The sequence below is a fragment of the Bifidobacterium dentium JCM 1195 = DSM 20436 genome, from assembly GCF_001042595.1.
Classification (GTDB): Bacteria; Actinomycetota; Actinomycetes; order Actinomycetales; family Bifidobacteriaceae; genus Bifidobacterium; species Bifidobacterium dentium.
In genome coordinates this window covers 2,586,187-2,606,867 of record NZ_AP012326.1, presented here as the reverse complement: position 1 = coordinate 2,606,867, position 20,681 = coordinate 2,586,187, and the positions used below count along the sequence as shown (strand labels likewise).

Here is a 20,681-nt window from a genome sequence, read left to right as displayed (position 1 = left end):
GTCCTTCCGTGCCTGCGGGGTTGCGCGGGCGCGGGTTCCCGTGTATGTTTATCTCTTGCTGCTCAGCACGGCGGCCCGGCTCCCATGGTTCGGGGCGGTCTGCTGGTGCGGTGGTGGTTTGAGAACTCAAGAGCGTATCTGTACTACTTCTTTATAGTCAATGATTGCCAGTCCATCGTCGGCTCGCCGTGTTTCGGCGAGTGGCCGGGAGGCCTTGAAGGACGGTGGGGTTTTCGTGCGATGCGCCTTTCCTTATAAGGCGATCGTCAATTTTCTTGTGAGAGTCGTTTTCGGTTCTCTTCATGGTTTTTTCGTGGAGGGTTCGATTCTGGCTCAGGATGAACGCTGGCGGCGTGCTTAACACATGCAAGTCGAACGGGATCCCGGGGGTTCGCCTCCGGGTGAGAGTGGCGAACGGGTGAGTAATGCGTGACCGACCTGCCCCATACACCGGAATAGCTCCTGGAAACGGGTGGTAATGCCGGATGCTCCGGTTGGATGCATGTCCTTCCGGGAAAGGTTCCATCGGTATGGGATGGGGTCGCGTCCTATCAGCTTGATGGCGGGGTAACGGCCCACCATGGCTTCGACGGGTAGCCGGCCTGAGAGGGCGACCGGCCACATTGGGACTGAGATACGGCCCAGACTCCTACGGGAGGCAGCAGTGGGGAATATTGCACAATGGGCGCAAGCCTGATGCAGCGACGCCGCGTGCGGGATGGAGGCCTTCGGGTTGTAAACCGCTTTTGATCGGGAGCAAGCCCTTCGGGGTGAGTGTACCCTTCGAATAAGCACCGGCTAACTACGTGCCAGCAGCCGCGGTAATACGTAGGGTGCAAGCGTTATCCGGAATTATTGGGCGTAAAGGGCTCGTAGGCGGTTCGTCGCGTCCGGTGTGAAAGCCCATCGCTTAACGGTGGGTCTGCGCCGGGTACGGGCGGGCTGGAGTGCGGTAGGGGAGACTGGAATTCCCGGTGTAACGGTGGAATGTGTAGATATCGGGAAGAACACCAATGGCGAAGGCAGGTCTCTGGGCCGTCACTGACGCTGAGGAGCGAAAGCGTGGGGAGCGAACAGGATTAGATACCCTGGTAGTCCACGCCGTAAACGGTGGATGCTGGATGTGGGGCCCGTTCCACGGGTTCCGTGTCGGAGCTAACGCGTTAAGCATCCCGCCTGGGGAGTACGGCCGCAAGGCTAAAACTCAAAGAAATTGACGGGGGCCCGCACAAGCGGCGGAGCATGCGGATTAATTCGATGCAACGCGAAGAACCTTACCTGGGCTTGACATGTTCCCGACGGCCGTAGAGATACGGCCTCCCTTCGGGGCGGGTTCACAGGTGGTGCATGGTCGTCGTCAGCTCGTGTCGTGAGATGTTGGGTTAAGTCCCGCAACGAGCGCAACCCTCGCCCTGTGTTGCCAGCACGTCATGGTGGGAACTCACGGGGGACCGCCGGGGTCAACTCGGAGGAAGGTGGGGATGACGTCAGATCATCATGCCCCTTACGTCCAGGGCTTCACGCATGCTACAATGGCCGGTACAGCGGGATGCGACATGGCGACATGGAGCGGATCCCTGAAAACCGGTCTCAGTTCGGATTGGAGTCTGCAACCCGACTCCATGAAGGCGGAGTCGCTAGTAATCGCGGATCAGCAACGCCGCGGTGAATGCGTTCCCGGGCCTTGTACACACCGCCCGTCAAGTCATGAAAGTGGGCAGCACCCGAAGCCGGTGGCCTAACCCTTCTGTGGGATGGAGCCGTCTAAGGTGAGGCTCGTGATTGGGACTAAGTCGTAACAAGGTAGCCGTACCGGAAGGTGCGGCTGGATCACCTCCTTTCTACGGAGAGTTCAGGACGCGGTTCGTGTCCGGTGTGTGCCCCATGCGCGTGGAACGGTTCCACGGCCCGTGTGGGGATGCTGGTGTGGAAGAGATCGTTGGCTTGGACGGGCCTGTCCCGTCCGGGAGTGGTATGGGTGTGCTTTTGGGTTCCCGGACCGCCACCCCACAGTCTTGGATTGTGGTGCGGTTCGATGCCCATGCGGGGTGGCCGGCGTCCGTTGGACGCGTGGCGGAACGTGTGGCGCGTGGCGGTTTGAGAACTGGATAGTGGACGCGAGCAAGGGAAACATGGTGTTTCCCTTTGCTTATCGCGATTTCGCCAAACTCTTCTTTTTGAGTTTGGTTTCGAGATCGATCGTTTTGTGATCATTTGAACAGTGCGATGATTTGTCGTCTGGCAATCTTGCTATCAGGAAAGCCGCGGGATGGCACGGCCGTTGGCTGTGTCGCCCGCAAGGGCGCATGGTGGATGCCTTGGCAGACAGTACCGACGAAGGACGTTTGAGGATGCGATAAGCCTCGGGGAGCCTCCAGCATGGCTTCGATCCGAGGATTTCCGAATGGGGCAACCCGCCGGCCGTCATGGGCCGGCACCGCAGGCTTCTGCGGGGGGTACGCAGGGAAGTGAAACATCTCAGTACCTGCAGGAAGGGATACTCCGTGAGTAGTGGCGAGCGAAAGCGGATCAGACCAAACCGCGTGCGCGTGATACCCGTCGGGGGTTGCGTGCGCGGTGTTGAGGGAGCGCGTGTCCCGGTTCCGACGGACCGGGCGGGAGTCATAAAACGGCTTGCCAGGGGAACAGGCTTGAAGGCCTGGCCGCAGAGGGTGCCAGCCCCGTACCTGGACGCTTGCCGTCTTCCGATCGCGTGTCCCAAGTAGCGCGGGCCTCGTGGAATCCCGCGTGAATCCGCACCGACCGTGGTGTAAGTCTAAGCATACCTGTCTGACCGATAGCGTACCAGTACCGTGAGGGAAAGGTGAAAAGCACCCCGGGAGGGGAGTGAAAGAGTTCCTGAAACCGTGCGCCTACGATCCGTCGGAGCCTCCTTGCGGGGTGACGGCGTGCCTATCGAAAAATGAGTCTGCGAGTCAGTGATGCGTGGCGAGGCTAACCCGTCGTGGGGCAGCCGTAGCGAAGGCGAGTCCGAACAGGGCGTTTTAGAGTCGCGTGTCCTGGACCCGAAGCGGGATGATCTAGCCCTGGGCAGGTTGAAGCGCGGGTAAGACCGCGTGGAGGACCGAACCCACCTGGGTTGAAAACCGGGGGGATGACCTGGGGCTAGGGGTGAAAGGCCAATCAAATTCCGTGATAGCTGGTTCTCTCCGAAATGCATTTAGGTGCAGCGTCGGCTTATTGCATCGCGGGGGTAGAGCTACCGGATGCTTGCGGGCCCTTGTGGGGTACCAACAGCAGCCGAACTCCGAATACCGTTGATGTGTATGCCGGCAGTGAGTCGGCGGGGGATAAGCTCCGTCGTCGAGAGGGAGACAGCCCAGACCGTCGTCCAAGGTCCCCAAGCGTGTGCTAAGTGGGAAAGGATGTGGGGCCGCATAGACAGCCAGGAGGTTGGCTCAGAAGCAGCCATCCTTGAAAGAGTGCGTAACAGCTCACTGGTCTAGTGGTCCCGCGCCGACAATGTAGCGGGGCTCAAGCACACCACCGAAGACGCGGCGGCGCGTGTATGCGCGCCGGGTAGGAGAGCGTCCTGCAAGGGGCGAAGCGGCGGCGTGAGCCGGCCGTGGACTTTGCGGGAGTGAGAATGCAGACATGAGTAGCGAGAGACGGGTGAGGATCCCGTCCGCCGGATGACCAAGGGTTCCGGGGCCACGTTCGTCGTCCCCGGGTGAGTCGGGTCCTAAGGCGAGGCCGACAGGCGTAGTCGAATGGATGAACGGGTGGATATTCCCGTACCGGCAGCGAACCGACAGGACCGAGGCGGTGAGTACTAACCTCCGTCGCGGGCCGTTCCCCTCCTTCGGGTGGGGTCCGGCGCGTGGCGTTGGGAGCGTAGCCGTGGTAGGTGAGCGCAGGGGTGACACGGAATGGGAGCCGGCCGCGGAGGTGGTTTTCCGTGGTCAAGCACGCAGCCAGTCGCATAGGCAAATCCGTGCGGCGTGTATGGCGAGGTGCGATGATGGGAGCCGTTTCGGCTCGATATCCGGTGGTCCAGGCCGTCGAGAAAAGCCCCGGCGTCAGGCGCGTTGCCGCCCGTACCCCAAACCGACACTGGTGGTCAGGTAGAGAATACCAAGGCGATCGAGCGAATCCTGGTCAAGGAACTCGGCAAACCGCTCCCGTGCCTTCGGCATAAGGGAGACCCCCGCGGGTGAACGGACATGCTCCGGGAGCGTGTGGGGGTGGCACAGACCAGGGGGTAGCGACTGTTTACCAAAAACACAGGTGCATGCGAAGGCGTAAGCCGCTGTATATGCACTGACGCCTGCCCGGTGCCGGAAGGTTAAGAGGATCCGTCAGCCCCTTCGGGGGTGAAGCGGTGAATTCAAGCCCCGGTAAACGGCGGTGGTAACTATAACCATCCTAAGGTAGCGAAATTCCTTGTCGGGTAAGTTCCGACCTGCACGAATGGCGTAACGACTTCCCCGCTGTCTCGACCAGGAGCTCGGCGAAATTGCAGTACGAGTAAAGATGCTCGTTAAGCGCAGAAGGACGAAAAGACCCCGGGACCTTTACTATACCTTGGTATTGGCGTCAGTCGCGGATTGTGTAGCATAGGCGGGAGGCTTCGAGGCGCGGGCGCCAGCCCGCGCGGAGCCGCAAGGTGAAATACCGCTCTGTTCTCGTTTGACGTCTCACCTCGAACGGTCATCCCGTTCAGGGACAGTGCCTGGCGGGTAGTTTAACTGGGGCGGTTGCCTCCCAAAGAGTAACGGAGGCGCTCAAAGGTCCGCTCAGCCCGGTTGGCAATCGGGTGTCGAGTGCAATCGCACAAGCGGGCTTGACTGCGAGGACGGCGGTCCGAGCAGGGACGAAAGTCGGAGATAGTGATCCGGTGCCGGCGCACGGGCGCGGCATCGCTCAACGGATAAAAGGTACCCCGGGGATAACAGGCTGATCATTCCCAAGAGTCCATATCGACGGGATGGTTTGGCACCTCGATGTCGGCTCGTCGCATCCTGGGGCTGGAGCAGGTCCCAAGGGTTCGGCTGTTCGCCGATTAAAGCGGCACGCGAGCTGGGTTCAGAACGTCGTGAGACAGTTTGGTCTCTATCCTCTGCGCTCGTTGGAATCCTGGGGAGGCCTGCCCATAGTACGAGAGGACCTGGGTGGACGAACCTCTGGTATGCCGGTTGTCGCGCCAGCGGCACGGCCGGTTGGCTACGTTCGGGAGGGATAACCGCTGAAAGCATCTAAGCGGGAAGCCTGCTCCGAGATTAGGATTCCTTGGGCCCTTCGGGGTCCTGAAGCCCGCATGTGGAACACGTGTTTGATAGGCCGGAGGTGGAAGCCCCGCGAGGGGTGGAGCCGACCGGTACTAACGGGCGACGGCGACATAGCAGCCCATTCCCCTCTTGTGTGGGGGTGGGTCCGCGTCTTTGCTGCTGCGGGATTGTTGGCGACAAGGAGCGTTGTTCCTGTGGTCACGAAACGGTGTTCGCGTCCGCTGTCCGGTTCCCGGACCGTCACGGCACGCGCCGGTGGCGGCGCGTGGGTGGTTTTCCTTTTGGCCGGTCGGGGTCCCCGTTTGGGGGTCCGGGCCGTTGATGGTGGTTTTTGCGGTGGCCATGGCCCAGGTGTGACGCCCGGTCCCTTTCCGAACCCGGAAGCTAAGGCCTGGCACGGTGATGGTACTGCACCCGGCAGGGTGTGGGAGAGTAACACGCCGCCGCAAACGTTCTTGTTGGATCCCCGGCGGGCTTTCGCCCGGCCGGGGATTTTTCGTATCCACCACCAACAGGCACCCCTGCTACATTGGCGTGGGAGAATTGGTGGAATCTGCCATCCAAGGTAAACGGAGGGCAGATATGCGGTTACCATTCGTGGTATGCATACGAAGAATAGGACCGCCGCTGTAGTGATCGCAACGGCCATACTGTGTGGCCTCGTACCGATGATCGGCATTACACTGCGGAATTCGGTAATCGTAACCACGCGTGAGACACGCGTGCTGCAGGCACTGTCCACATGGCCGGAATATTTACATGATTGCTCGACGGTACTGGCGTACATGTTTTCCACCATAGGGTGCATCATGTTGTTGGTCATTCTGGCGGCCATCGATATGCGCATCACCGGCGACAAAAGAATCGTCATCAGAGACATCGTGGTATCGGCCACGCCAATACTGTATGTGACCGGCATCAAGTGGGTTGTCGAAAGACCTCGTCCCGTGACCTCTATCGGATCAGGCCTATTGCCGGGCGATCCCAGCTTTCCAAGTGGACATACGGCCGCGGCGGTCATCGTATCCGTCATGATGATTCTGACAGTACGCAATTGGGCCTGTAAACGCTTCTCAGACGCTGAATGGGATCGAGTGAGAGTGTTCCATCGCAGATCGGCAATCGGTGCCGTAGCGCTTGTTTTCGTGGTCGCCTGCTCGCGACTCCTTCTCGGCTTGCATTTTCCGACCGATGTGATTACTTCGGCGGTGATCTGTCCGCTGATCTCATACGCGGTTTGGTGCGTATGGGATGAGATGACTGCATGAGGAAGCTTAAGAAGCATTGCAGATTATGCCCGGATAACGACAGGTTATCCGGGCTTTTTGTTGAAATGCCTGAACCGTGGCCGATCAAGAAAAGCTGGCAACGCTTGAAAATATTGAGTTAGATGGACTTGCGAGAAAATGTATCTGATTTTTGCATGATGATTCGTATGATTTTCAGATTGGTTTGCGATTTCCATTTTCCAGACAATGGAGCCATCAAGCCGTCCGCACTGTGGCGGAAGGTGTGGGAACAGAGAAACCTAGGAAGGAATCGCCATGCTGGAAATCAACATGGATGACGTCATCGCGGTAATTCAATCCATCACACCGCAACTCATAGCTGTTGCCGTGGCGCTGGTGCTCGGCATCATCGTGACCATCGCGATCAACAAGAAAACCGTAACGAATCAAGGCATGCGTAAGTTGGTGCGTTCGACCAGCTGGGTCGTTGTAGCGACTGCGGCAATCGTATCGATCTCCATGGCCCTGACCGGTCCGCTTAACAACATGTTGACCATGGCCACCGCTACCAAGCATGAGCTGACGCAGGAAACCATCGACAAAACCAACAAGCTCGCCGTAGACATCGAACGAGAGGGTATCACCCTACTGCAGAACAATGATGGCATGCTGCCGATGAACGATGCCGGCAACATCAATGTATTCGGCTGGGCGTCCACCAACCCGATCTATGGCGGTACGGGTTCCGGTGCGCTGTCCGACGCCTATGACACCACGACGTTGCTTGATGGTCTGCATGATGCCGGCTTCAAGACCAACGAAGAACTGACCAAGTTCTATACCGACTATTCCACCACCCGCGGCGTCATCGCCGTGACCTCAGCCGACTGGACCCTCCCCGAACCGGCGGCTGGCACCTATGCCGACGAACTCATCGGCAATGCGAAGAACTTCTCCGACACCGCAATGGTAGTTATCGGACGTGTGGGAGGCGAAGGGCTCGACCTGCCGACCGATATGAAGGCCGATGGCGTAACCTACAACGACAATTCCAAGGATTACGAGGACTTTCCAAAGGGTACGCATTATCTGGAACTCAGTCAGTCCGAGAAAGACATGATCGACTTGGTTACGAAGAACTTCGAGAAGGTTGTGCTGGTATACAACGGCGCCAACGCCTTCGAGTTGAACTTCGCGAAGGACTATCCGCAAATCAAGTCCGTGCTTTGGGTGCCGCATCCGGGACAGGCCGGATTCGAGGCACTCGGTGAAGTGCTTGCCGGCAAGACCAATCCATCCGGACGTACCGCGGACACGTTCCTGACCGACCTGACCGCCAATCCGACGTGGAACAACTTCGGCAATTTCGAATATGACAACGTCAAGGAATTCGAGGTCGACTCCGCTCGCGGCGTGCGTTTTCCGCACTTCGTGAATTACAACGAAGGCATCTATGTCGGCTACCGGTACTACGAGACCGCAGCGGACGAAGGCCTGATCGACTACGATTCCGTGGTACAGTATCCGTTTGGCTACGGGCTGAGCTACACCAGCTTTGATGAGAAGATGGGGAGCGTCGCGTACGATGCGGAATCCGGCACGATCAGTTTCGATGTGACGGTCACCAATACCGGTGATGTTGCCGGCAAAGACGTGGTTGAAGTCTACTACAATCCTCCATACACTAATGGTGGCATCGAAAAAGCCAGCGCGAACCTGGTTTCCTTCGAAAAAACCAAGGAACTCGAACCTGGTGAATCCGAAACCGTCTCCATCGAATTCGACGATGACGATATGGCGTCATACGATTACCGGAACGCCAAATCCTATGTGCTGGAATCAGGAGATTACCGAATCTCCGTACGTACCGACTCGCACAGCATCGTTGACGAAAAGACCGTGAACGTGGCTTCGACCATCACCTACAACAGCGAAGACAACACTCACAACGGCGATGCCATCGTAGCCACCAACGTGTTCGACGATGCGAACGGCGGGCTCAACTATCTGAGCCGCACCGACCACTTCGCCAACGCGAAGGAGGCGCTGGCAGGCCCGGTCAACTACTCCATGTCGGATAAGGATAAGTCCACCTTCTACAATGTCGGCAACTACGATCCGACCAAGTTCGACAATGACTCCGACGACATGCCAACTACCGGTGCAAGGAACGGTCTGCGACTTGTCGACTTGCGTGGCGTCGACTACAACGACGCCAAGTGGGACCGGTTGCTCGATCAGCTCACCTTCGATGACATGGACAACCTCATCGCCAACGCTGGCTATCAGAATGCGGCCATCAAGTCGATCGGCAAGGTGCGTCTGTCCGATGTGGATGGTCCGGCAGCCCTGAAGGACAACTTCACCGGCGTGAGCTCCATCGGCCTGCCGTCCAATATCGTGCTTGCCTGCTCCTGGAACAAGGACTTGGCCCGTGAATATGGTGAAACCATCGGCGACATGGCTCACGAAATGCAAGTCTCCGGTTGGTATGCGCCATCCGTGAACCTGCATCGCTCACCGTTTGCAGGCCGCAACTTCGAATACTTCTCCGAGGATCCGACCCTGTCGGGCGACCTGTCCGGCGAGCAGGTGCTCGGTGCCGCCGACCGTGGCGTATACGCGTTCATCAAGCACTTCGCGCTGAACGAGCAGGAAACCCAACGCAACGGCCAGCTATGCACTTGGGCCAACGAGCAGTCCATCCGCGAACTGTACCTGAAGCCGTTCGAAACCGTAATCAAGGCCGACGGCGACGCCCAGGCCGTGATGGGATCGTTCAACTACATCGGCAACACATATTCCAGCGCCCACACCGGACTCAACCAGACCGTCCTACGCGGCGAGTGGGGTTTCAGGGGCTTCGTGGAAACCGACTACTTCTCCGGCTCCAACTACTCCTATCAGACAGCCGATCAGGCGATCCGTGGCGGCACCGACGCAATGCTGGCCACCACCGAAACCACCAATCACATCACCGACCACAGCGCCACCTCCGTTAAGGCCATGCGTGCGGCTACGCACAACATCCTCTACACGGCGGTCAACAGCTGGCGCTACGCGGACGGCGAGCCAGCCGATCCGATGCCGGGTTGGAAGGTGACCATGATCGTGGTCGACGTGGTGCTGGGCGTCACTCTGGTAGGTCTCGGAACACTTGCTATCAAGCGTTTCCTCAGCCGACGTAAGGCGGCAGCGGCCAAGTAGCCATCGCCATCCCCCTAGCCAAGACTTACAACCAACTGCCCCATGGCGACGCTTCACGACAAACGTGGGCGTCGCCTTTGTGATTGCACGTGAAAGGCACGTCCTCGACAACGGCGTTCCAGGGCAGTGGGTGCAGTCCGCAGACTGATTGTGCGGGTAAAACGACAGGTTGTGTAATACGGGCTTCGCAGGCTGCCGGCGGCTGGTTCAATCAAACTAGCGGCGGATTTCGTATGCGGTGCAGCAGAAAGGATTCGCGAAGAGCGGCATGGCTCGGGAGAGAGCCAGGCGGTTTGCGTACGAGTTAGTGCAAGGGAGAACCAATGGAACTCGAAGAACTTTCGGTTGTCGAAAAGGCTGCGATGCTTTCCGGTGGGTCGGAATGGGATTCACGAGGCAACAGCAGGGCCGGCATCCCCAGCTTTGTAATGAGCGATGGCCCTCACGGTGTACGTCGACAACTCGGCGAAGGCGATCATCTCGGCATCGGGGCATCCAAGCCGGCCACCTGCTTCCCGACCGCTGGCACCGTGGCCAATTCCTGGGATCCGGCACTCGCCGAGGAAATGGGCGAAGCGCTCGGCAAGGAAGCGCACGATCTTGACGTAAACGTACTGCTCGGTCCGGGCATGAACATTAAACGCAACCCGTTGTGCGGTCGTAATTTCGAGTATTACTCCGAAGATCCGGTCGTCGCCGGTCGTATGGCGGCGGGCCTGATTCGAGGCATCCAAAGTAACGGCGTTTCCGCATGCCCGAAGCACTTCGCCGTCAATAGTCAGGAACTCCGCCGCCAGGCCAGCAATTCCGTAATCGACGAGCGTACCATGCGTGAACTGTACCTGACCGGCTTCGAAATCGCAGTGCGCGAAGCCAGGCCGATGACCATCATGACCTCCTACAACGAGATCAACGGCGTCTATGCGCACGAAAACAAGCATCTGCTACAGGAGATTCTACGCGACGAATGGGGATTCGACGGTATGGTCGTTTCCGACTGGGGCGGTTCCAACTCCGCGGTCGCAGCAGTCAAGGCCGGTGGGTCGCTGGAAATGCCGTCTCCGGGCTTCACTTCCGTGCGAGAACTGGAAGGTGCCGTCAGAGCCGGAACACTGTCCGAAGCGGATCTTAACGCCCGTGCGGCGGAAGTCGCCAAAATCGCGGTTGCCACCAAACTGGTCGGCGTTGGGCGTGATGACCTGCTCAAAGACGATATTGCCGTCGCACATCACGAAGTGGCCCGCAAAGTCGCCGAAAACGCAAGCGTGCTGCTCAAGAACGACAATGCGGCCCTTCCGCTCAAACCGGGCACCCGCGTGGCCGTCATCGGCGATATGGCCGCCACTGCGCGCTATCAAGGCTCCGGCTCCTCCAAGGTGAACGCCACTAGGGAAGAAAACATTCTTGAGGAAGTCAAGAACGCAGAGGGTCTGTATCTTGCCGGCTATGAACCAGGCTATGACCGCCAGGGTGCGATTGATCGAGGACTTATTGAAGACGCCATCGCGCTCGCCGGCAAAGACAGTGTGGATGTGGTGCTTGCCGTGATCGGTCTCGACGAGCGTAGTGAATCCGAAGGTCTTGACCGTTCCACCATGGCGATTCCGCAGGTGCAGAATGACTTGATTGCCGCCCTAAAGGGAACGGGCAAGCCGATTGTGGTGGTGCTCGTCGCCGGTTCTCCGGTCGAATTGCCCTGGATGGATGACGTTGTCGCCGTACTGTATGTCGGCCTTTCCGGACAGGCAGGAGCCTCTGCGACCGTGCGTGCACTTACCGGCGAGGTCAATCCTTCCGGTCACCTGGCCGAAACATGGCCGCTCGTATACGGTGATTGCCCGAGCGCCGGCTGGTATCCGGCGATCGGACGTGATGCAATCTACCGCGAGGGTCCGTTTGTCGGTTACCGCTATTACGAGACCGCCGATGTTCCAGTGCGTTTCCCGTTCGGTTATGGTCTGAGCTACAGCGATTTCACGTTCTCCGATCTCAGCGTGGACGATAATGGTGTGACGTTCACCGTCACCAACGATTCCGATATCGCCGGTGCAACCGTTGCACAGCTCTACGTGCGCGGACCGCAGGGAGGCGTGTTGCGTCCGGATCGCGAACTCAAGGGTTTCGTCAAAGTGTGGCTTGACGCGCATGAAAGCAAGAAGGTCACCATTCCGTTCGACCGTTACACCTTCCGTCATTTCGACGTTGCGGCCAACGTATGGCGGACGGAATCCGGCACATGGACGCTGTTGGTCGGCGATAACGCCGAACATCTGCCACTGTCCGTCGCATATGCCGTTGTGGGCGACATGGGGGTCACCCCGGCAAATCCTGCGCTTGGCGGTTATCTGACCGGTCATGTCAAGGATGTGACCGATACGGAGATGGCGGTTCTGTTCGGTCATGAGGTAATCGCCCCGGGCAAGCCGATGACGTTCGGTGTGAATGATCCGATCATGTCTTGGGCGGGCTCCAAGGGTTTCGTCGCGCGCACCATCGCCAAAACGCTCACCAAGCAGGAAGCAAAAATCAGGCAGAAGACCGGTTCTCCGGATCTCAACACCTTGTTCGTGCTGAACATGCCACCGCGTGCCATGAGCAAGATGACCCAGGGCAGAATCGATTCGGCGATGGTCGACGCCATCGTAAAAATCGCCAACGGCCATACTTTCCGCGGATTGGGTGGCGTGATCGCCGGCTACTTCCGCAACCAATCCGCCAACAAGCGCACCGCAAAGGAGCTGAACAATGACTGACAACAACGCGATGCAGCCTGCCGAAAAGGTCGGCCCGATCCGCCGGTGGATCAAGGATCATCCGAACATCTGGGAGTTCATCCTGTTCAACGTGTTGTCGAACATCTCCACCATCACTCGTTTTGTGGTGACGTGGATCGGTACCGCCATCTTCATTTCCGGCATGGGACTCACGCAGCCGTTCCACTTCCTGATTTTCAACTACGATACCAAAGGCAACGGTTTGGGCGGATTTTTGACCTTCCTGCTCGCTGAGGTGCTCGCGCAGGTGGTGAACTTCTTCGTACAGATGAAGTGGGTGTTCAAGTCCGACTCCAGCTTCAGGGACGCCGCTTGGAAGTATGTGATTCTCGCCGTGATCATCGTGGTCGTGAATCTTGTACTGCCGGGCTATATAACCGGTCTGTGCCAGGGATGGGGTATGAATGCCGGCGTCGCGGGCACCATCGCCTCCGTGGTCAACACCTTGCTTGCCGTGGTCGTGAGCTATCCGTTGCTCAAGTTCTGGGTCATGCCGAAAAGCGAGTCCAAGGAGACGGCCAAGCGCGAGGAGGCCGCCAAGTAGCCCTATTCTGAATTCCTTTCTTCCTTCCTTCCTGCCCGCCCGGATTTTCCGGGCGGGTTTCCTTATGTGGTATCACTGCTGGAAAAACATCGTCTCCGCATCCACCAGTGTCAGTGAAGCGTCAGCGCTCGCCTGACGCTGAATCGTCTTGTTCGCCGGATGCTTGGTGAACAGCATGAACTGCTTGCTTGCTTTGCCTGGAACCAAGCCGGCACGCCCTCGCAACGTTGCCACCGCTTCGGCTTCATTCACGGTATTGCGCCACTTGCATTCGCCAAGCAGCATGCGTCCGTTGATGGAATCCTCCATAACGATGTCTATATCTGTCTGCTCACGTGCGACCGGGTCGTTGCCCCACCATTTGCCGATTTCTGTCGGTAGGAAATCAAGCTCGCCATTGCGGCATCGGCGAACCACCCACTGCACGCACATCTCCTCGAACTGCTGCCCGACGAACGTACTGAACGCACCGCCCTGCGTACCGTGGATGGCGGCGGATTGAGAGAGTCCGCGTTCCACCAGCCCGACGGTTGGACCGACGAAACGGTACCAGTAGGCGAAGAGCGGGTCTTTGAATTGCCACAATCCTTTTTTCGAAGTCGCAGGATTTTGCCCGAACGGTACTGCACGTATCACGATCCCCAACTGAGCCAACGTTTTCAAGTAGACGCTTACGGAGGTTCGATCGATGCCAGCTTGATCGCCAATCAGCGTCGGCGTGTTTTTCCCAGCACCAAGCGCGTTCAGAATGCTGTTGTATACCGCCGGCTCACGGAGCTCTTGGCGCATCAGCATTTCCGGTTCGGAGTAGAGGATGCCTGAAGTGGTGAAGCATAGCCGCTCCAGATTCTGTGCAAGAGACTCGCCTTCATTAAGTTGCTGAAGGTAATAGGGGGTACCACCCAAGGCTGCATAATAGTTGATTCTGTCTTCCCAAGAGGCGTCATGCGGCATCATCTCAGCGGCGTCGAACAAATCGAATGGTTGCAGGCGTATCTGTGCGTTGCGCCGGCCGAACAGCGGACTTTTGCTACCGAGCACCTCGCTTTCCATGAATCCTTCGTTGCTGCCGCACAAAATCATGGTCACGTTCGTTGCGGCGAATTGGTGATCAATGGCGATTTGCAGCGTTGACGGCAGCGACTTTTGCGATAGCGCCGCGTACGGGAACTCGTCGAATACGAATACGAATGGTTCCGTGTGATTGAGTGATGCCTGTTCCGCCACAAAACTTAGCGCATCCTGCCAGCTACCGAATGTGCCGGTGGATTGCGGAAGATTGAAAAACGAGTACACAGTCTGCGAGAAGTCGTGTAGGTTTTCCGCGTCGCTCTGCTCTCGTGCGGTAAACATGAGCGCTCGCTTGTTGGCGCAGAATTGTGATATCAGCGCAGTTTTACCCACGCGGCGTCTACCGTAAATCACGGCTAGTTGGAACGCATCCTTGGCATACAGTGCTTCCAGCGCTTTGAGTTCGTCTATTCTGCCCACGAATCGCATAGGTGCCGCCGTTTCATCGTATGATTTTGTTGTGTATGTTTACGATTATACAAATCGTAAACATACACAACAAAGTGGGTGAACGCGACGAGGGATTGGCATGCACCTGACGGCGTCAGCGATTCCTCTCCGCAAAATCGCGCATACGACGCAGTCCCTCACGCAACTCATCCGCATCGCCGGCGTACGATAACCGCACAAAACCGCGTCCCTCCTCGCCGAATGCCTCGCCGGGCACCACGGCGACGTGCTTGTCCTGCAACAGTCCGCGGGAAAAATCGTCGGAATCCAAGCCGGTAGCTCGCACATCGATGAACGCGTAGAACGCGCCCTCCGGCTCGATCAGACTGAGTTTGGAACAACCGGCCAGCTCGTCGACGACAATCTGGCGTTTGACGAAATACTCCTGGCGCATGTCTTCGACCAGTTCCTGCGGGCCGGTCATTGCGGCCACGCCGGCATACTGGGATACCGAATTGACGGAGGAATGCACCATTTCTGCGATTTTGCTGGTCTGCTCGATGATGCATGTTGGTGCCAGAAGATAACCGATGCGCCATCCTGTCATGGCGTACGTTTTGGACAGGCTCTCGACGACGATGGTGCGTGCCTTCATACCCGGCACCGCCGCAATGGATGGTGCGGTGGCAGGTCGGCCATCCTTGCCATCGCTGTAGACGATCGAATGGTAGACTTCGTCGGAAATCGCCCAAATATTGTGTTTCTTGCAAACTTCGGCAACCTGTGCCAGCTCTTCGGCTGTGGTGACGGCGCCACTCGGATTGCCGGGTGAGTTGATGATGATGGCGCGCGTTCGGTCGGTCACGGCCGCCTCAATGTCAGCGGCGTTGAGGTGCATGCCGTTTTCCGGACGCAGTGCGACGGGAACGGCTACGCCTCCGCACATCATGATGGACGATTTATATGATGCGAAATACGGTGATGGCACGATCACTTCGTCGCCGGGAGCTACCACTGTGTTGATGGCCAGAAACAGGCCGATGGTGGCACCGTCCACGGCTTGGATTTCGGTTTCCGGATCGTAGTCAAGCCCTTTTACGCGGCGTGAATAGTCCGCCGCGGCCTTGCGAAATTCCGAAATGCCGAGGATATTGCTATACCGAGTCTTGCCCTCCCGAGCTGCTTCGGCCGCGGCCTCCACGACATGAGGGGCGGCTGTTCTGCTGGGTTCGCCTACGCACAGTGAGATTACGTCGTCGATTCCAATCACACGGTCGAACACGTCGCGGATACCGGAACGTGGCACGGCCCGTACGTTCGCCGAAATCGGCATCATCGTATCGTCTCCCATGAAACACCTCTCTTTTGTATCGGGAAAACACTGACACAAAAGAGCTATCACCGAATTGCTAACGGGAAAATCCGAATATGACGAAACGGTTTCCGATTCGAGAAATTTCGTTGCGTAAAGGTTGCCTGATGTGCGTAGGCTCAACGTCGATTTGACTACTCCGGCAGTACGTCGAACGGCGGATTGATCTTGCGGTCGTGCCAATAGTAGACGTCGTCATGTTCGCCGATTTCACGCACCACCTTGCACGGTTGGCCATACGCCACCACGTTTGCGGGGATGTCCCTGGTGACGAGCGAACATGCGCCGATCACTGAATTCTCGCCAATCGTCACACCCGGCAGTATGGTCACGTTCGCACCGATCCATACGTTGCGGCCGATGGTGACCGGCAGCGAATACTGCGTCGCTCGCTCGCGCAGGTCCGGACGAATCGGGTGGCCGGTGGTGGTGATGGTTACGTTCGGACCGATCATCACCTTCTCTCCGATGTGTACTTCGCCATCATCGACAAGCGTGAGATTGAAATTTGCATATGCGTTACGTCCGAAATACGTGTTGCAACCCCAGTTGGCATGCAGCGGCGGCTCGATCCACGCGCCCTCCTCGTACCCGCCAAGCAGTTTTTCCGCGATGGCGCGGCGATGTTCCGGCTCGCTCGGTCGACTGGCGTTGAACTCGTATAGCAACTCCATCTGATCAGCCTGCGCCTGCAGGATCTCCGGATCGTCGAAGGCATACACTTCACCGGAATTCATGATGTCCAACACCCGTTGTGGTACGGTCATGGTTCGCTCCTTGCTGCTTTGCGTTACTCTTATGCTGCTATTCTGCCGCATGTCAGGTTTTTCCGTGGGAACGCGGGCGGAAGTTTTTTCAGCTGGCAAGGGCGCTGACGTCGTGTACGTCGGCAAGGTGTCTTTTCATAGCGTGTTCGGCACCCTCAGTGTTGTGTGCGGTAACCGCCTCGAAGATCAACTGGTGTCCCAGATGAGAGATCCGTCTGCCGGTGGCGGTCTGGTGGGAACGTTCGCGGACATGTTCGGTGCACTTGAAGGCGAACTGCAGCACTGTGAGCAGTAGTTTGTTGCCAGTGGCATGGGCGAGCAGTAGGTGGAATTGGATGTCGAGTTTCATCGATTTTTCTTGACTGAGAGATTCGTCGGTCTCTTTTTCGAGAATACTTTCCAAGGCCGCAACATGAGTTGGTAAGGCTCGTTCGGCTGCCAAGGCGGCGATGTGAGGTTCGACCGATTCTCGCAATTCCGTGGCATTCTGAAGCTCCATGTCTGAGGCCTCCAGCATCGTGGCCAGTTTCCTAGTGTTCGACATGGGGTCCAGAATGGTACTACCGCGTCCCTGAACCCGTTCAATAAGATGTTTCGATTCCAGTTCGGACAACGCTTCGCGCACGGAAGTCCGAGATACTTTGAATTCCTCTGCGAGGCTACGTTCGGTAGGCAGCCGTGTTCCCGGAACCAGAGTGCCGGTCATGATGAGGTTCTCCAGATGGTCGGCTATTTGCGCGCTGATATTTCGACTAACCAATGCGAGCGGCGGTATTGAGGCCTGCATGGAGTTTCTAGAAGTGTTTGTATCTGCTTGCTCGGTTCGCATATTGCTATTTTGGCACAATGGACATACCAATCTACTCAGCAGATAGCGGATTGGTCTGGTCAGTGTTGCCCTTTTGTTACAAGTGAGTAACCGACTATTTCCATATGGGAAACTGACATATCGCCAGTTTATTCTTACCTCAATATGAAATTGGTCATACCAAAAGGTGGTGTAGGGAATGAAGGATACGAAGGCTTTCGGACCGCTGTTGCAAGGGCTAGGGCCCGATGAGGCAGCGAGGCTGTCCGACCGCTATGTTCCCGCATCCGTGCAGAACACGTTTTGGGGTGTTCTCCCTTCTCGTTCCGACCGGCCGGTGCTGACCATAGAATCAGGTGAAAGCATCGTGATAGATACTGTCAGCCACGAAGGCATCATGCCGGATCAGGGCTCGGATCCAATCACTTATTTCGGCGCCTACGGTCTTGATCGTAGCGAATTGCTCGACGATACCGTTGCTATCCCAGCATGCAAAACACGAAATATGACGGATGGTTCGCACGTAATCACCGGACCAATCGAAGTTGTCGGAGCTCGCCCCGGAGACCTGCTCATGGTTACCGTTGAAAAGTTGGAACGACGCGCTCCGTATGGAGTCATCTCAACCCGGCATGGCCGTGGAGTGATGACAGACACCGCATTGGAAGGTGACTACGGCACACTGTGCAAAGTAATCTCTGTGCATGGCGAAGCATACGGGCAACTAGTCCCTGAAGGCATGGACTTCCACGACCAGGCGTTGGACAACTGCAGTTATCCAAGCTTCCCTTTGCATCCTTTCATCGGCATTATGGGTGTTGCTCCGGATACGGACGCACATCTGTGCTCAATTCCCCCATATGATTTCGGGGGAAATATTGACGTCAATGACATGACCGAAGGTAGCGTACTCTTTCTACCCATCCAGGTTGAAGGTGCGAAATTCTTCGTGGGGGACCCGCATTACGCTCAAGGCGACGGAGAAGTGTCTCTGACTGCACTAGAGGCACCTCTTCGCGCGACATTAACCCTTTCCGTCATTCCGCAACAGCAAGCGGATGCGCTGTTTGGCGAACGGAAGGGACCATTTGGCTACGCGCATGGCAGACTCTTGGCCCTTGGCTTGCATGAGGATCTCGACGAGGCGCTACGCCGTAGCGTCGATTACTCCGTCAGCTTGCTTTCGTCACTATTCCATCTCCCCGCAAAGGTCATTTACCTGTATCTGTCTGCGGCAGCTGACTTTGACGTCTCTCAAGCTGTCGATCTAGTGCGAGGGGTGCATTCGCGGATTCTTCTCTCGCATTTTGAGGGATCCGCTGCTCAAGATTTCGTAAATTTTGTTACAGAAACGATGAGATGACGAAATTCAATAGATTTTTTCCTTCACTACAAGAGACAACAAGAGAGGAAAGGAAAGAAAAATGAATATGAACATGTTGAAAAAAGCCGCATCCATTATGGCTGTAGTGGCACTTTCCGTCACCGGAGCCGTTGGCCTGTCAGGATGCAGCACCGGAGAGCCAAGCCACGATTCCGCAGCTGGTGATTCATCCTCCAAAACTATCCGCGTAGCTACCCAACGCCAGCCACACCTGTTCGCCGCGTACGAATGGTCCAAGTACGTTCCCGATGGCTATGACGTTCAAGTTGTGCCGATGGACAACTCTAACGACGAGAAAGATGCCCTTCTTTCCGGAGATGTGGACTTCGCCCTGATGGGCGTCCCCACCGTCATCTCACAGGCTGCACAGGATGGCGGCATTAAGGTCATCGCTGGCGGCGCCGATGGAGGCTCTGGACTCATGGCTCAAAGTGATATCACTTCCGTAAAGCAGCTCAAAGACAAGAAAATCGGATATGTACCAAATTCCTCCCAAGAAATGGCTTTGCGTCTGCTCCTCAAATCCGAAGGACTTGATCCTGACTCTGATGTCGAAATGGTGAATATTGGCTACTCCGAGATGTCCGAAGCTTTGGAAAGAGGTGACGTTGACGCCTTCGCGGGCGCAGAAATGGGTGTCTCCCTTGCCAAACTTGCCGGAGCGAGTGAAATCGACTCCATCTATAACACTGAGATCGGCAAGGTCAATATCGCGCTTGCGGCCAGCAGCGAGGTGATTGATGGCAATCCCGATTTAGTGAAGGTCGCCATCGAAGCACATAAGAAGGCCACGGAGTCGCTGTCCAAGGATAAGGCCACTTGGAAGTCAGGAGTGATGAAGCAGTTCACTTTTGACTCTGACGCCCTCGATAAGGCGCTTGACAATATGTGGTTGCACTGGGATCTCAGTGCCGATTATCAAAAGCAGTGCAAGGAGCTTGCCAATCAGATGGTCGAGATTGGCTCCATCGAGGCTGCGCCAGATGCGTCCAAGTATCTCGACGACCAGTTCGTCAAGTAATAGCAGCCAATTCGTCGGAAAGGATCGATGATCATGCCCCGCGTCAAAAAGATTGTCCCGAAAGTACTGCTTGCGTTGCCCGTTCCGGTTCTCGTCGTGATTCTGTGGAGTCAAGGTGTGAAATACGGCTGGACGCTCCCTTTTGACATCCGCTTGGCGCGGGTTCCCTCCCCAACGACAGTGATGAGGCGCATCGCTGACTTAGCGTTTGGCGGTTATTTTGATGATCCGTATTCTGCGATGTTGTGGAAGCATACGTATGCCAGTTTGGTACGTGTGTTTAGCGGCTTTGGCCTAGCTGCGCTCATCGGTGTTCCGTTGGGTGTGTTGATGGGTCGCTCGAAAATCGCTTCGGCGATGTTGGAGCCGACTATCAACCTGATTCGTCCGATTCCGGTCACGGCTTGGGTACCGTTGACGCTCATCATGATCGGCATTGGAGATCGTTCCACAATTTTCCTCGTTTTCCTTGCTGCTCTGTTTCCCATCATCCTGAATACCGTCACCGCTGTGGAACAGGTTCCGGAACGTCTTCTGGAGGCGGCTGCAATGCTCGGCACGTCAAAGGGAAAGGCGCTATGGAAAGTGGTGTTTCCGGCCGCTTTGCCAGGCATTATCGGAGGCTTACGAGTCGCGGTCGGTTTGGCTTGGGCGCTGCTGGTCGTCGGCGAGATGACGGGTATCACGGTCGGTCTGGGTGCCATGATTACGGAGGCCAAGAACGTTTCGAAGACCGACTTGATCGTCGCCGGCATGTTCATCATTGGCATCCTCGGTTTTCTCAGCGATCGACTCATCGTCTGGATCGTCAAACTTGTGGCGCACGGTCGCCCGATCCTACCTACTGCCAAGTGACTGTTAAGGA

Annotated in this window: 11 protein-coding genes and 3 rRNA genes; 10 read left to right on the top strand and 4 right to left on the bottom strand. The window is 57.0% G+C overall.

Features of this window, described 5'->3' with window-relative positions:
- Positions 1-310 precede the first annotated feature (310 nt).
- The 7 genes from BBDE_RS10780 to BBDE_RS10750 all read left to right on the top strand — a co-directional run bounded on the left by BBDE_RS10780 (position 311) and on the right by BBDE_RS10750 (position 13,003).
- A 16S ribosomal RNA gene (locus BBDE_RS10780) occupies positions 311-1,841 on the top strand.
- 445 nt (positions 1,842-2,286) lie between these two features.
- Positions 2,287-5,364 (top strand): 23S ribosomal RNA (locus BBDE_RS10775).
- A gap of 217 nt (positions 5,365-5,581) precedes the next feature.
- Positions 5,582-5,698 (top strand): 5S ribosomal RNA (gene rrf / locus BBDE_RS10770).
- The 16S, 23S and 5S rRNA genes sit together here, the layout of an rRNA operon.
- A 153-nt stretch (positions 5,699-5,851) precedes the next feature.
- Entirely contained in the window at positions 5,852-6,517 is a 666-nt protein-coding gene (locus BBDE_RS10765; protein ID WP_003838409.1) for a phosphatase PAP2 family protein, read from the top strand.
- 276 nt (positions 6,518-6,793) lie between these two features.
- Positions 6,794-9,685, top strand: coding sequence for a glycoside hydrolase family 3 protein (locus BBDE_RS10760; protein ID WP_003838412.1), 2,892 nt, complete (start codon positions 6,794-6,796; stop codon positions 9,683-9,685).
- Positions 9,686-10,008: 323 nt separating this feature from the next.
- A complete protein-coding gene (gene gluB, locus BBDE_RS10755) occupies positions 10,009-12,438 on the top strand; it encodes a beta-glucosidase GluB (protein WP_003838414.1) in 2,430 nt (809 codons plus the stop codon).
- Positions 12,431-13,003 (top strand): GtrA family protein, encoded by a 573-nt coding sequence (locus BBDE_RS10750; RefSeq protein ID WP_003838416.1) that lies wholly within the window; start codon positions 12,431-12,433, stop codon positions 13,001-13,003. Before gluB ends, BBDE_RS10750 begins: the two co-directional genes overlap by 8 nt.
- Positions 13,004-13,075: 72 nt before the next feature.
- Here BBDE_RS10750 and BBDE_RS10745 read toward each other — a convergent pair whose 3' ends face one another.
- The 4 genes from BBDE_RS10745 to BBDE_RS10730 form a co-directional block, all read right to left on the bottom strand.
- Complete coding sequence (locus tag BBDE_RS10745; protein WP_003838418.1) at positions 13,076-14,503, bottom strand: ATP-binding protein; 1,428 nt, start codon at positions 14,501-14,503, stop codon at positions 13,076-13,078.
- A gap of 115 nt (positions 14,504-14,618) precedes the next feature.
- Entirely contained in the window at positions 14,619-15,815 is a 1,197-nt protein-coding gene (locus tag BBDE_RS10740) for a pyridoxal phosphate-dependent aminotransferase (protein ID WP_003838419.1), read from the bottom strand.
- A gap of 155 nt (positions 15,816-15,970) precedes the next feature.
- On the bottom strand, positions 15,971-16,603 hold the full coding sequence (locus BBDE_RS10735) for a sugar O-acetyltransferase (protein WP_012902615.1): 633 nt from the start codon (positions 16,601-16,603) through the stop codon (positions 15,971-15,973).
- A gap of 88 nt (positions 16,604-16,691) precedes the next feature.
- Positions 16,692-17,432 (bottom strand): FadR/GntR family transcriptional regulator, encoded by a 741-nt coding sequence (locus BBDE_RS10730; protein WP_012902614.1) that lies wholly within the window; start codon positions 17,430-17,432, stop codon positions 16,692-16,694.
- Positions 17,433-17,610: 178 nt separating this feature from the next.
- Here BBDE_RS10730 and BBDE_RS10725 point away from each other — a divergent pair, with 178 nt between their 5' ends.
- The 3 genes from BBDE_RS10725 (at position 17,611) to BBDE_RS10715 (ending at position 20,671) form a co-directional block, all read left to right on the top strand.
- Complete coding sequence (locus BBDE_RS10725; protein WP_003838424.1) at positions 17,611-18,774, top strand: acetamidase/formamidase family protein; 1,164 nt, start codon at positions 17,611-17,613, stop codon at positions 18,772-18,774.
- A gap of 61 nt (positions 18,775-18,835) precedes the next feature.
- Positions 18,836-19,816, top strand: coding sequence for an ABC transporter substrate-binding protein (locus tag BBDE_RS10720; RefSeq protein ID WP_003838427.1), 981 nt, complete (start codon positions 18,836-18,838; stop codon positions 19,814-19,816).
- A 33-nt stretch (positions 19,817-19,849) separates the two neighbouring features.
- Positions 19,850-20,671, top strand: a complete 822-nt coding sequence (locus tag BBDE_RS10715) for an ABC transporter permease (RefSeq protein WP_228369721.1) — start codon at positions 19,850-19,852, stop codon at positions 20,669-20,671.
- Positions 20,672-20,681: the final 10 nt, after the last annotated feature.

Coding starts and splice junctions, on each gene's coding strand:
- BBDE_RS10720 (WP_003838427.1), top strand. CDS start 18,836: ATGAATATGAACATGTTGAAAAAAGCCGCATCCATTATGGCTGTAGTG.
- BBDE_RS10715 (WP_228369721.1), top strand. CDS start 19,850: ATGCCCCGCGTCAAAAAGATTGTCCCGAAAGTACTGCTTGCGTTGCCC.
- BBDE_RS10745 (WP_003838418.1), bottom strand. CDS start 14,503: ATGCGATTCGTGGGCAGAATAGACGAACTCAAAGCGCTGGAAGCACTG.
- gluB (WP_003838414.1), top strand. CDS start 10,009: ATGGAACTCGAAGAACTTTCGGTTGTCGAAAAGGCTGCGATGCTTTCC.
- BBDE_RS10725 (WP_003838424.1), top strand. CDS start 17,611: ATGAAGGATACGAAGGCTTTCGGACCGCTGTTGCAAGGGCTAGGGCCC.
- BBDE_RS10735 (WP_012902615.1), bottom strand. CDS start 16,603: ATGACCGTACCACAACGGGTGTTGGACATCATGAATTCCGGTGAAGTG.
- BBDE_RS10750 (WP_003838416.1), top strand. CDS start 12,431: ATGACTGACAACAACGCGATGCAGCCTGCCGAAAAGGTCGGCCCGATC.
- BBDE_RS10730 (WP_012902614.1), bottom strand. CDS start 17,432: ATGCGAACCGAGCAAGCAGATACAAACACTTCTAGAAACTCCATGCAG.
- BBDE_RS10765 (WP_003838409.1), top strand. CDS start 5,852: ATGCATACGAAGAATAGGACCGCCGCTGTAGTGATCGCAACGGCCATA.
- BBDE_RS10760 (WP_003838412.1), top strand. CDS start 6,794: ATGCTGGAAATCAACATGGATGACGTCATCGCGGTAATTCAATCCATC.
- BBDE_RS10740 (WP_003838419.1), bottom strand. CDS start 15,815: ATGGGAGACGATACGATGATGCCGATTTCGGCGAACGTACGGGCCGTG.